We start from the raw sequence: 12,226 nt of genomic DNA, 5'->3' as shown, positions 1-12,226 counted from the left end.
TCCCTCGCCCCTTCGGGGAGAGGGCTGGGGTGAGGGGCCTGGGCCTCTGAGCAAACATGAACTTGTCATGCGTCAACCCCGCCTTCTTCAAACCTCGTAGGTGAAAAATTTGCTCCAACGGCCATCTTCCGCGTGTCCAGCGTACGTAAAGGTCCAGCCCTCTGGGAGAGGGCTGGGGTGAGGGCGCGCGCAGCGCGGTCCGGTCGACGCGAAAAGCCGAGGCCACATCACCCCTCCCCAGCGGCCAAGCCGACAGGGCACTCCCACGACGAGGCGCTGATCAGGGCGCCTTCTTCAACCGGATGTGCGCCACCAGCCCTCCCTCCGCCGCATTCGCAATCTCGAAGGTGCCACCCATCCGCTGCACTGCCTTCTCCACAATCGCCAGCCCCAACCCCGCCCCAGTGGCAGCCGTGCGCGCCGCGTCGCCTCGGAAGAACGGTGTCGTCAACTGTCCGAGCTTCTTCGGATCCACCCCAGGGCCGTGGTCGCGAACGCTCAGGATTACCCAGGGCCCGGTCCGCGCATAACTCACCGTCACTCGGGCAATTCCGGTGTCGGTCGTGCGCCCATACCGCCGTGCGTTCTCGAACAGGTTCTGAAGTACTCGACCCAGCTCGGTCTCGTCTGCCATCACTTTCGTGTCGATCGCTACGCGCGACGTGATGCGAATCTGGCTCGGATCGCGGAAGGCCGCCATCTCACGGTCCACGAGGCTCGACAGATGCACCGGTATCAGCTTGACCTCGCCCGGCCGCGCGTAATCCATGAACTTGTCGATGATCGCGTCGAGCTGGTCGATGTCGAGCGCCATGTTGCGCTTGGCCTCGTCGTCTTCGACGCTCATCTCGGCTTCGAGCCGCAAGCGAGCCAACGGTGTGCGCAGGTCGTGCGAAATGCCGGCGAGCATCACCGCGCGGTCTTCTTCGATCTTGGCAAGCTCGCGTGCCATTCGGTTGAAACCCATGTTGACCTGTCGAATCTCGCTCGTGAGCGTGTTCTCGTCGAGCCTCGAATCGAACTCGCCCTCACGGATGCGACTCGCCGCGAACGACAGGTCGCGCAAAGGCTGATTGATGAGCCGCGCAATCGCGACCGAGCCAAGCACCGTCGCCACCAGCGCCACGCCGGCCCACACGATCAAGGTCGTCCAACTGATCGGCACCATGCGCGTCGGGTCGGCTTGCAGCCAATACGGGTCCTTGTCGTCGAAGGAAAAGCCCACCCATAGCCCGGGTGAACCGTTGACTTCGCTTGCCACCAAGGTGTCCGAACCGAGGCGCGAGCGAAGCTCCTGCCCGATCGCACGTGTGAAGCGATCGACCTCGTACGGCTCCCACTTGTCCCCGGGTTCGCGCGGCTGAAGCCGCATTGACTCCTGACTCTGCATGCTCTTGATGAGCGCTACGCGGTTGATGCCATCGGTGTTGCGCAAGGCGGCACGAGACAGACTCACGAGCGCGGCGATCTGCTGCGCCGCCTGGACCGCACGCGGTTCGAATTCCATCGCGCGGAAGGTCTGCGTCCACGCGAACACTCCGCCTGCGAGGAGGATGGCCAGCAGAAAGAAGGTGCGCCAGAAGAGACTGAGCGCGACGTGTTTCTTGGCCATTGAGGGGAGAGAGGGAGGGGAGTTGATGCTGCGCGAATCTAGCAGAGCTTGCATTGGCAATAAAAAGGAAACGGCCCCACAGATGGGGGCCGGGTCTTAACCCAAGTTTGGCTTAAGCAAGGGATCAGGCCGCACCGTCCGGCACGAAGACGTAGCCGACACCCCACACCGTCTGGATGTAGCGCGGTTGCGCCGGATCGGGTTCGATCATCTTGCGAAGGCGCGAGATCTGCACGTCCAGGCTGCGGTCAAAGGGCTCGAATTCGCGGCCTCGCGCCAGTTGGGCGAGCTTGTCTCGCGACAGCGGCTGGCGCGGGTGGCGCACCAGGGCCTTCAGCATCGAGAACTCACCGGTTGTGAGCGCGATCTGCTCGCCTTCCTTCGAGAGCCGGCGCAGGGCCAGGTCGAATTCAAACGGCCCGAAGGTGACGGTCAAAGCTTCTTTGGCCGGCGCTCCAGGGGCCTCCAGCGAAGGACGGCGGCGCAGCACTGCATGGATGCGGGCCAGCAGTTCGCGCGGGTTGAAGGGCTTGGGCAGGTAGTCGTCGGCGCCGACTTCCAGGCCCACGATGCGGTCCACGTCTTCTACCTTGGCGGTGAGCATGATGATCGGTGTCACGTCGTTGGCGGCCCGCAGGCGACGACAAATGGACAGGCCATCTTCGCCGGGCAGCATGAGATCGAGCACGATCAGGTCGACCGTCTCGCGGGTGAGAACTCGATTGAGCGCCTTGGCGTCTTCCGCCAGCAGGACTTCGAACCCTTCTTGGGTCAGGTAGCGCCGCAGCAGGTCGCGGATCCGCGCGTCGTCGTCAACTACGACGACTCGGTCGGCGCGGGCGGTGGGTGCGGTGGTCATGTTTTTGGACTCCGAATTTGTAACAGAGGCATTTTGCGCAGGTTTGGGACGTCCAAACCCCTGTTCTGACCCTCTCTTACAAATCTTGCGTTCACAGGCTTGATGGACGAAACAACTTGACATGTATCCGTTCGAAAAAACCTGCGCTGCTGGTTGGGTCGTCCTATCAACGGTAGCGGTGTCCGTTCAAGAAGGGAGATGACGAAGTGGCAGCTATTGCGCTGTCCACCCGCCGTCCACGTTCCAAGCCGCGCCACGAACGTTGTCGGCCGCCGGCGAGCACAGGAACACTGCGAGTTCACCCAGCTGTTCCGGCGTCACGAATTGCAAGGACGGTTGCTTTTCTCCCAGCAGATCGATCTTCGCCTTCTCAACCGAAATATCTTCCTTGGCGGCTCGATCATCGATCTGCTTTTGAACCAAGGGAGTGAGCACCCATCCGGGACAGATCGCGTTGACTGTCACGCCCGAGGTCGCGTTTTCGAGTGCCACCGCCTTGGTAAAGCCAACGATGCCGTGCTTGGCCGCCACATAGGCTGACTTCTGAGCCGACGCGACAAGCCCGTGCGTCGACGCGATATTGATCACGCGCCCCCAGTTCTTGGCCCGCATTCCCGGAATGGCGAGTCGCGTCGTGTGGAATGCCGAGCTGAGGTTGATGGCAATGATCGAGTCCCACTTCTCGATGGGAAACTCTTCCACTCGCGCCACGTGCTGGATGCCCGCGTTGTTGACGAGGATGTCGGTGCCGCCGAATTCGGCATCGATATAGGCCATCATCTGCGCGATCTCGGTGGGCTGGCTCATGTCGGCGCCGTAGTAGCCGACCTTCACCCCCAGTGCGGCAATCTGGGCCTTCGGCCCCTCGACGTCACCGAAGCCATTGAGCACGATGTTCGTGCCCTGTCGGGCGAGGCTGAGCGCGATGCCCAGACCGATTCCGCTGGTGGAACCAGTGACGAGTGCCGTTTTTGCTTTGAGCATGGAGGGTCCTTTCAAGAAGATTGCCGCGTCGTTCCAACGTTACGCCGTGGTGTCCCTAGTGTCGTGTTAAGCCACAAATGCCTGCTGCTCGCTTGCTCTCGAAGCGCATTGCGGCGTTGTGCCTCCTCGCCATAGCGACGGCTATGACTCGTCGGCGCGCCTTGCACTGCGCTCCGACAGCGGCGCGAGCAGCCGACACTTGTGACTTAACGCGACACTAGCGCGGGTTGGTACAGTGCATTATCGAAGAGGCAAAACAATGAACGACAAGCAAGAGCCCCGTCTGCATCATGTGCAATGCCTTGACAGTCGCGGCCTTCATCGCATGGCGTACTGGGAATGGGGCGACGTCGCCAACCCCAAGGTGGTGGTTTGCGTCCACGGCCTGTCCCGGCAGGGGCGTGATTTCGACACCCTGGCGGCAGCGCTGTCGGATGAGTACCGCGTGGTGGCGCCCGACGTGGCCGGCCGCGGGCAGTCGGACTGGCTGGCCGATCCGTGGGGCTATCAGTTGCCTGCTTACGTGGCAGACATGGTCACCTTGCTGGCGCGCCTGAACGCTGAAACGGTGCATTGGGTCGGCCCCAGCATGGGCGGCTTGATTGGGCTCGGCGTGGCCTCGTTACATCAGACTCCGGTCACACGGCTCGTGCTCAACGACGTCGGCCCGACAATTCAGGCGGCAGCGATCGCGCGCATCGGCACTTACCTTGGCCTGCCCATGCACTGGCCGTCGGTCGAAGCAGCCGCGGACTACATGCTCAGCATCTCGGCCGGCTTCGGCAAGCACACGCGCGAACAATGGCTGGCCCTGACCCGGCCAATGCTCAAGCCCGACGGTGATGGATTCAAGCCGCACTACGATCCGAACATTGCCGTGCCCTTCAAGGCCATGACGGCCGAGATGGCTGTCGCCGGTGAAGCCGCGCTCTGGAAAGCCTACGAGGCCGTACGCTGCCCCACGCTGCTGCTTCGTGGCGCCGACTCCGACCTGCTGACCAAGGAGACCGCGTTGGCCATGACCCGGCGGGGGCCGAAAGCCCATCTGCACGAGTTCACCGACGTCGGCCATGCCCCGATGCTGGTCGTGCCCGAACAGGTGGCCGTCGTGCGGGAGTTTCTGCGCTCTCCATGAGGACCAGTTTGCTGGGTTCGCCCGCCGAGGCTGATTCCTCGGCTGCCCAGGGCAGCGCTGCGCCCATCGTCCAACTGGTCGACGAGCACTCGGCCGGCGAAGCGGCGCAACTTGTTCGCGCCCGTGTGTTTGCCGAACCGCTGTTGGCCGGGCAGTTGCTGGGCACGGGAGAAGACGCACTCGCCCACGCCGAGGGTGTCGTGGCCATTCTTCAAGGCATTGGCGCCGCGCCGTCCATGCGCGCAGCAGCCTATCTCGTCTACGCCGGCGACTTTCTGCAAAGGCCCGAGGAGGTGGTCGCCAAGGCCTTCGGCGCATCGAATGCGAGCCTCGTCGCCCACACGCGCAAGCTGGTGCAGATTCAGCGCGCGGCGCGAGAGGCCAAGGTAGGCGCAGACCAGCGTGCGCTCCAGACCGAGCGTGTGCGCAAGATGCTGCTCGCGTTCTCCCGCGACCTGCGTGTGGTGCTGTTGCGGCTTGCGTCGCGGCTGCAGACCTTGCGCTACTTCGCGGCCTCCAAGCGGCCGTGTCCGCAGGTGCTGGCTGAGGAATCGATGCAGGTTTTCGCGCCGCTCGCGAACCGACTGGGCATTTGGCAGATCAAGTGGGAACTTGAAGACCTGTCGTTCCGCTTCTTGCAGCCCGAGCAGTACAAGACAGTCGCCAAGCTGCTCGATGAAAAGCGCATCGAGCGCGAGCATCGGGTCGAGTCGTTTCGACAGCGTCTCGCAGAACAGTTGCATGCGCACGGCATTGACGCGGAAGTGCAAGGCCGGCCCAAGCATCTCTACAGCATCTGGAAGAAGATGCAAGGCAAGGGGCTCGACTTTGCGCGCGTATTCGACGTGCGTGCAATGCGCGTGATCGTGTCCGATGTGCCGGAGTGTTATGCGACCTTGAGCCGCGTGCATGAGCTCTATCAACCGCTGCCGGGCGAGTTCGACGACTACATTGCGAAGCCCAAGCCCAATGGATACCAGTCCTTGCACACAATCGTTCTCGACGAGGACGGGCGCGCAGTCGAAGTGCAGATCAGGACGCGGGCCATGCATGAACATGCAGAGCACGGCGTGGCCGCACACTGGGCCTACAAGGAGGCTGGCGTAAAAGGCTATGCCGGAGTCTCCGCCGGAACCGACTTCGATGCACAGGTGGCCGAGGCGCGCAAGTCAGTGCTGCGGCAACTGCTGGCGTGGGAACGCGAGTTCATCGAGAAGGGCGAACCTGCGAAGGCCGCTGGAGAGGCGGTGTTCGACGACCGCATCTACGTCTTTACGCCCGATGCGGCGATCGTCGAACTGCCGACGGGTGCGACCCCCATCGACTTCGCCTACGCAGTGCACACCGACCTCGGTCATCGATGCCGTGGTGCGAAGATCGACGGCGCAATGGTGCCGCTGAACACGCCGCTGCAAAGCGGACAGACGGTGGAAGTGACTGCCTTGAAAGAGGGCGGGCCGTCGCTCGATTGGTTGAATGCGGAACTGGGTTTCCTGAAGAGTCAGCGCTCGAAGGCGAAGGTGCGCGGTTGGTTCAATGCGCTTGCATTGGCCGACACCATCGCACGTGGGCGTGAAGCGGTCGAGAAGCTTCTGCAGCGCGAGGGAAAGACGGCCATCAAGCTCGACGACCTCGCGTCTCAGCTCGGCTTCAAGAACGCCGAAGCCTTGTTCGAGGTTGTCGGCAAGGACGAATACTCGTTGCGCAACATCGAGACCTTGCTTCGTCCTGCCGAGCCGGTGCTCACGCCCGACGAGGTCATCGCGCTCAAGCGCTCGCGGCCGGAAGGGGAATCGCCCAAAGGCGGCGTGCTGGTGGTGGGCGTGGAGTCGCTGCTCACGACGCTGTCGCGCTGCTGCCGGCCGGCACCGCCTGACCCAATCGGCGGCTACGTCACTCGTGGCCGCGGTGTGGCTATTCATCGCAAAGATTGCAGCAACTTCCGCGAGATGGCGAACCGAACGCCCGAACGCGTCGTCGCTGTGGAGTGGGGCGTGCCGCGCGCCGGCAAGGCTGCCCTCTATCCGGTGGACGTCATCGTTGAGGCCGCAGACCGTCAAGGCCTGTTGCGCGACATCTCTGAGGTGTTCGCAAAAGAGAAGATGAACGTGACCGGTGTGAAAACGCAGACGCTTCGCGGCGCACAAGGAGGAACAGCGTGGATGACATTCACTATCGAGGTGGTCGACGCAGCCCGCATGGCACGAGTGCTCGGTGGGGTGGCCGGAGTTTCAGGTGTCCGGTCGGCACGCAGAAAGTAGCGCTGGAATTTACTGCTACACTCTAAGGCTTCGCAGGCGCGTAGCTCAGCTGGTTAGAGCACCACCTTGACATGGTGGGGGTCGTTGGTTCGAGTCCAATCGCGCCTACCAACACCGGAAACCCGCAAACCCGCATCAGTGCTGGGTTTGCGGGTTTTTTCACTTCTGAGCCGCTATCGGTCCGTGCGATTGTTGTGCGATTCCGCCGAGGGCTGCAGTCAGGCGGGACCGAGTGGAGCCGGCGTCTGCGCCGTTGATCCACCGAGCGTACTTGTCGAACGTCGTCTTGGCCGTCGCATGCCCCATCTGCGCGGCGATGTAGGCCGGGTTGACCCCGCCCATCAGCGCGACGGTTGCATAGGTGTGGCGCGTGGCATAACAGCGCCGGGTGCGAATCTTCAGGCGCTTGAGCGTCGGCTTCCAGTAGTGGTCGCGCTGACTGCGCTCGTCGTGCCACGGACGGCCCGTGACGGGGTTTTCGAAGATGTCGACCGGCTCGCCCCGGCCGTCAAGCTTCATGGTGGTGAAGGGCTTCATCGCCTTCAGCGCCGCCAGCGCCTCAGGCACCAGTTCGACGTCGCGCTCGGCATGCGTCTTCGAACCGTCGCGTTCGCTGCCCTTGAAGGTGCGCACACGCTGCACGCGCACGATCTCCGCCGCCCCGTCCACGTCCTCCAAGCGAAGTGCAATCAGCTCCTCAGGGCGAAGGCCAGTAAAGAAGGCGAAGCGGAAGTACGCAACGATGCGCGCATCGTAGTGCTTCGACATGTCGACCAGGATCCGGTCGCGCTCGGCCGCCGTCAGCGGATCCGGTAGCTTCTTGACGACCTTGAGGTTCTTGATGCCCGTCATCGGGTTCATCGCTGCCCGCGGGCCGGTGTACTCAAACGCGAAGACGCCGCGCAGCGGGATCAGGTTGTTGTTCGCCGACTTGGCCGACGCCCAGGGGTGCGAGCCGATCAGTGCGGCGAGCTGCTGGTAGCTGATCGACGCAATCGGCGTGCCTCGCCGAGGAGCATCTTCCACAGGTTGATCGCGTTGCGGTATTGGTCGCGCGTGGCCGCCTCGCGCTGGCCCATGCTCATGAGCCACGCGTCGGCCACGTCGGCGAACGTCAAGGCCGGCTGCACCGCCGCCTTCGCCCGCGAGCTATCAAGGAAGGCGGTGCCGTAATCGAACACGCCATTCTCGATGTCGCGCACCACGTTTGCGCGCAGCGCCTTCGCGGCCTTGATGTTCGCCGCCGTGGCTTTCAACCTCGCGCCGTTGACACGGAACGTCTCTCGGCACGCTTGGCCGTTGTAGGTGAACGCGATGACGATGGAGTTGCCCCGTGTGGTCACGCCGCTTCCGTCTCGACCCATTTCTCGAACCCTCTCATGTCTATATGTAGATCCGGCCGTCGGGAGCTCGGCGGCACTCCCGACCCTCGATCCATTTGCTGTCTTCGATCTTTCGCTCGATGGCTTTCACGGTCAGTCCAACGGCCGCCGCAGCGACTGCGGGCCGCACATAGCGCCCGAGCGGTGCGCGGATCACGATGTTGTCGTCCGTGATGCGGCCCGCCTGTTGGCGCGGGACGGCGTGCGGTCCACCAGGCGAGCGAGCGCCGCTCGGAATGCGGCGAGTGTTTTGTTGCGGTGAGGAATCCTCCTGTGGCTGGGAGGACAGCAGCTGGTCCATGGCGATCTCCAATGGCCTGAGAGCGGGGCGCGCGTGTCTGAGTCATCCTGTCGCGTGCATGAGGGATGGACAGGACACCGAGCGCGACACGGGCGCGCCAGCAGTTGAGGGGGGTGGGGTTGGCTAAAGGATGGAGGTCGCGCCCGAGAGATGTGTCAACTCTCGCGGATCCAGGAAGCGGTTCAATCGCAGAACCTGACCGGAGCGCACATGCGTGTGCGGTGGGCCGTTGCGGACGAGGACCGCCACGAAGTCGACCGCGCCGCCATCAAACGCGCCCTCGATGGCGCAGCCGATATGCAGTTGGAGGGGCGAGTGGTCCCTGTTGTCCGGAGCCGGGCAGCTGGGATTTCGCGCTGCTGCAGCCTCTCAGACAAGATCAAGGTGTGGGCCTCAGTGACCGGCGTGGAGCCTGCTCCGCTCCTGAATTGCCTCGCGCGCCTATCGAGCGAGGCCCCCGTCCGGATCGCATCCCAGGTATTGGCTGCCAAACCATTGGAAGCGGTATCGCATGAGATCACCAAGACTAAGCCCTCCCAGGTGGCCAGAGAGCTCGAGTTCTCTTGAGCGAGCAGGCGCGGCCACGTCGTCAGCCTGAATAGGGGGCTGTCAAGCGGTCAGGTCGGCACGTACGTTGCGAACGGATCGTCGTTGAAATGGGCTTCATGTTGCGCCAGTCCGGGCAGCGCGGATTCCGGGCACGCTGCCCGCGCACGCCGACGCCGGTGTCACTGTGAAAGGGGCCGATCAACATGAGCACGTCCCTCACATAGTTTTCGACTTCGGCGAAGGTTCAGTGGGCACGCTCCAAACCAAATCAGTGCCGCAACGTTCATCGTGTTCTCGCGCCGTCTCAACATCGCGGTAAGGTCGGAGCATCGCGCAGTGCCGCGTTGTTACGTGGTCCGCACTTGCTAATTTGCTAAGGAACCTAGCAAGAAATAACGTCTTCCGTTGAGAAAGCGTGGGCGAATCCGGCACGGCGGATTCACTCACACCTTCTGATCGGGCGTGCGACCGCTCCAGGCCGCCACGGCCTCCGCCACCAGTTCATCGCCACGGCCCTCATAGCGCGGCGAATGGTGCAGGGGCACGAGCGATCGTGTTCCCACTCTCCGCGCGATCTCGCCTGCCTGTCGCGCGGTCAGCGATTACAGCTCCATCGCGCATCGTTATCACCAAGAATTGGTCGGAGGAAAGGAAGAATTCCGCTGCACGGAGTCACCTGGGCTGCCATGAAACGGCCAGTCGTCGAGACCGGCCGTCCGCCATCAGCGGCTCGCTTGACTCGGCCGAGCGAGCAGCAGTGCAGCGTTTGCCGTCGGTGACGGCTGTCACCTTCCTGGCGCCGCCGTGTACTCACACTCGCGGCCACAAGCGGGCGTCCGCAAGCGGCTGCTTTCGGAGCGCCCACCTTGCCAGCCCAAGGACGCACAGCGCGCCGAAGCGCGACTAGAGGGCATGTCGTTGCCTTGGGGTTGACGAACGATGCTGCAGTGGGTCGCATGCGGTCAAGCCCTGACGTATGGCATCCTTGTCGAGTGAATCAACGCTCAAGTCGAAACGCCACTCCGAGTACCGCAAGTCCCGCGGCTTTGCAGGCGCCACCCATGGATCCCGTGGCTGCTTACGAGATGCTCATGGGCACCGTTCGCGGTCGCCTCCTCATTCTCGACGTCGAAGACGAGAGCTCGTTGTACCGCGCAGAGCGCTTTGCCTTGCACGTCAGAAAGATTGTCGAATCCATGTCGTTCTCGGCTCTGAGTGCAACGGAGTTCAAGAATACGAGTCGCTTGCTCCAGCAACGCACCAAAGACGCGAGTCAGGTGCTCGCCTGGCTCGATCAGAAAAAGCTGTTGCGACTGCCTGAGGCGCAACGAGTGACTCCTTCGTCCGATCCCCGCTTCGGGGCTATCTGCGAAGGCAATGGGCCGGCGAATATTGGCGCGGCCAAGTTGCAGGGAATGTTTTCGCGTGCAAGCGCGTTGGTCCATGAGCGGCACCCAGAACGTCTTTCTCAAGAAACGCTCAAAAGAGAGATGCAGGAGCTCGAGAACGACGCACGGGCCCTTCGCCATTGGTTGTGGAGCCACATCGTATTTCTTGGTGGAAGTGGCTTCCTGGTGCAAATGGGTATGTTCGGTACCTCGAGTTTCATGACGCTGCTGACGCGTCAGAATCCTTAGAACGTAATCGAGGCGGACGTTCGGTGCCCATGCGACACCTCAGAGCTTGTACATCGCCTTCAGCTCACGCTGAAGCAGGTGAAAGCAAGCCTCGACGCGGCCATTCGGAAAGGCGGAATAGACGACGCCGCTTAGATTCGTCGGCACGTTCACGTTGTCCTCGTGCAAGAGGATCACGCGATCTCGACTGTACCGCCCTTGGAAGAACCCGATCTCGTGCATCACGTTCTCTCGAACTCGGGCCTCACCTTGCTCGGTCACGTCGTCGCCTGTCATCACGATCACCGCGCTGTCGCACTCGTCGGCCGTGTCGAGCAGCTTCTCAATGACCGTGCGACCCAGGTTTGGTTGCTGTGCCAGCTCGGCCGTCCTCAGCTGCACGTCGGTCTCGATGTAGTCTTTGACTGCGCGCCAGTCTTGCGCCCGTCCGTGTGTCACGAACACCCGCTGTGGCTTCTCTCGAACCGGCTGCTGTAGTTCGCTGTTCGCGCGAATCTCGAAGACTTGGTCGATGTCCCGAACCAGCCTTTCAAGCTGCTGTCGGCCAAAGAAGTTCGGCTTTGGGTCATTGGGCCCCGTAGCCATCTTTACCGAGGCCTCGGTTTCAGTGGCCTGGAAGTCACCGTACAGCTCGGGCAGTAGTACTCGCAGCTTGTTGATGTGCCCGTTCGCCTGCTCGAAGTAGTGCTCGACAAGTCCAGGCTCGTAGTTCGCACGCAACCGTGTCTCGCCTTGACTTCGGTTGCGCGAGACGTTCTCGTTCAGCAGGTCATCAAGCGACTTGCGGATGCCGGCCAGCTTGGCCATCAAGGTACCGACGTTCATGTGAGGTCCTCCAACCGCCTCCATTGTGCACATCGACAGGAGTGCGCGCCTTTTGCACCCAAGGCCCCTATCCCCGACGTGGGTCGGCAGTACATCATCAGTTCACCTGGTCGGAGCTTTGATGTCTTCGTCGCAGAAGTGGCGAACTCTGCGGTGGACAGTGGCTCACCTTCACGGCCGGATGTTTCTGACCTGAGGGCAATCGCAGCCAAGTAAGGCATGGAGTTCCTCAACCAATCTGCGTAGGTCAAGAGCGGTGACGCTACCCCGTCGCCCGAGCGGACCCGCACCGGAGTGGCCGTCGACGCGCGCAGATGCAGGTTCCGCTTCGCCGGACCACGCCGGCGGCGGCTGCTCGCCCTGAGCGTCGGGCCCAAGCATTGATCGGCAGCTTTGCGGCGTTGCGGCGCGCGGTTCGTAGGACCGCTGAGGGTCGAAACCGCGAGTTCGCGAGTTTCGGATGCAGCCGGTCACCTGCAATCTCGGCACGGTCGTCGGTTTCGATCCCCCAACGACCACTGACGCCGAACGTTTGCGATGAGAGGCTTGACCCGGCCTGCCGGGGCAAGTCCTCTCGATTGAAGGGTTGGACGAAGCCGCTACGCGGAGCAAACCCAAGCCGCTCGGCTATCTCGTAAGGTGGAGATTCACGCACTCGATTCTGAGGCGTGAATCAGATCC

10 protein-coding genes and 1 tRNA gene are annotated in these 12,226 nt (G+C 62.7%); 4 read left to right on the top strand and 7 right to left on the bottom strand.

Annotated features, from left to right (window positions below):
- Window positions 1–280 precede the first annotated feature (280 nt).
- The 3 genes from AC30NL_RS10020 to AC30NL_RS10010 all read right to left on the bottom strand — a co-directional run bounded on the left by AC30NL_RS10020 (window position 281) and on the right by AC30NL_RS10010 (window position 3,455).
- On the bottom strand, window positions 281–1,612 hold the full coding sequence (locus tag AC30NL_RS10020) for a sensor histidine kinase (RefSeq protein WP_489463855.1): 1,332 nt from the start codon (window positions 1,610–1,612) through the stop codon (window positions 281–283).
- A gap of 124 nt (window positions 1,613–1,736) precedes the next feature.
- A complete protein-coding gene (ompR, locus tag AC30NL_RS10015; protein ID WP_489463854.1) occupies window positions 1,737–2,471 on the bottom strand; it encodes an osmolarity response regulator transcription factor OmpR in 735 nt (244 codons plus the stop codon).
- A gap of 213 nt (window positions 2,472–2,684) precedes the next feature.
- Entirely contained in the window at window positions 2,685–3,455 is a 771-nt protein-coding gene (locus AC30NL_RS10010; protein ID WP_489463853.1) for a 3-hydroxybutyrate dehydrogenase, read from the bottom strand.
- A gap of 259 nt (window positions 3,456–3,714) precedes the next feature.
- Here AC30NL_RS10010 and AC30NL_RS10005 point away from each other — a divergent pair, with 259 nt between their 5' ends.
- The 3 genes from AC30NL_RS10005 to AC30NL_RS09995 all read left to right on the top strand — a co-directional run bounded on the left by AC30NL_RS10005 (window position 3,715) and on the right by AC30NL_RS09995 (window position 6,962).
- Window positions 3,715–4,590, top strand: coding sequence for an alpha/beta fold hydrolase (locus AC30NL_RS10005; RefSeq protein ID WP_489463852.1), 876 nt, complete (start codon window positions 3,715–3,717; stop codon window positions 4,588–4,590).
- Complete coding sequence (locus AC30NL_RS10000) at window positions 4,587–6,851, top strand: RelA/SpoT family protein (protein ID WP_489463851.1); 2,265 nt, start codon at window positions 4,587–4,589, stop codon at window positions 6,849–6,851. The genes AC30NL_RS10005 and AC30NL_RS10000 overlap by 4 nt, the downstream gene beginning before the upstream one ends.
- 34 nt (window positions 6,852–6,885) lie before the next feature.
- Window positions 6,886–6,962, top strand: a tRNA-Val gene (locus AC30NL_RS09995).
- Between the two features lie 48 nt (window positions 6,963–7,010).
- Here the strand turns inward: AC30NL_RS09995 and AC30NL_RS09990 are convergent.
- Genes AC30NL_RS09990 through AC30NL_RS09980 form a run of 3 tightly spaced genes read right to left on the bottom strand, consistent with a single transcriptional unit; the run spans window position 7,011 to window position 8,534 of the window.
- Window positions 7,011–7,877, bottom strand: a complete 867-nt coding sequence (locus tag AC30NL_RS09990; protein ID WP_489463850.1) for a tyrosine-type recombinase/integrase — start codon at window positions 7,875–7,877, stop codon at window positions 7,011–7,013.
- Window positions 7,811–8,215 (bottom strand): Arm DNA-binding domain-containing protein, encoded by a 405-nt coding sequence (locus AC30NL_RS09985; protein ID WP_489463849.1) that lies wholly within the window; start codon window positions 8,213–8,215, stop codon window positions 7,811–7,813. Before AC30NL_RS09985 ends, AC30NL_RS09990 begins: the two co-directional genes overlap by 67 nt.
- Before the next feature lie 19 nt (window positions 8,216–8,234).
- Window positions 8,235–8,534, bottom strand: coding sequence for a hypothetical protein (locus tag AC30NL_RS09980; protein WP_489463848.1), 300 nt, complete (start codon window positions 8,532–8,534; stop codon window positions 8,235–8,237).
- Window positions 8,535–10,144: 1,610 nt separating this feature from the next.
- Here AC30NL_RS09980 and AC30NL_RS09975 point away from each other — a divergent pair.
- On the top strand, window positions 10,145–10,720 hold the full coding sequence (locus tag AC30NL_RS09975; protein ID WP_489463847.1) for a hypothetical protein: 576 nt from the start codon (window positions 10,145–10,147) through the stop codon (window positions 10,718–10,720).
- A gap of 39 nt (window positions 10,721–10,759) precedes the next feature.
- Here the strand turns inward: AC30NL_RS09975 and AC30NL_RS09970 are convergent, their stop codons facing one another.
- A complete protein-coding gene (locus AC30NL_RS09970; RefSeq protein WP_489463846.1) occupies window positions 10,760–11,545 on the bottom strand; it encodes a TIR domain-containing protein in 786 nt (261 codons plus the stop codon).
- Window positions 11,546–12,226 lie beyond the last annotated feature (681 nt).

The organism is Rhizobacter sp. (genome assembly GCA_021153565.1).
Taxonomy (GTDB): Bacteria; Pseudomonadota; Gammaproteobacteria; order Burkholderiales; family Burkholderiaceae_C; genus Albitalea.
The sequence above is the reverse complement of the archived record's forward strand: the minus strand, read 5'-3'. Positions and strand labels throughout refer to the sequence as shown.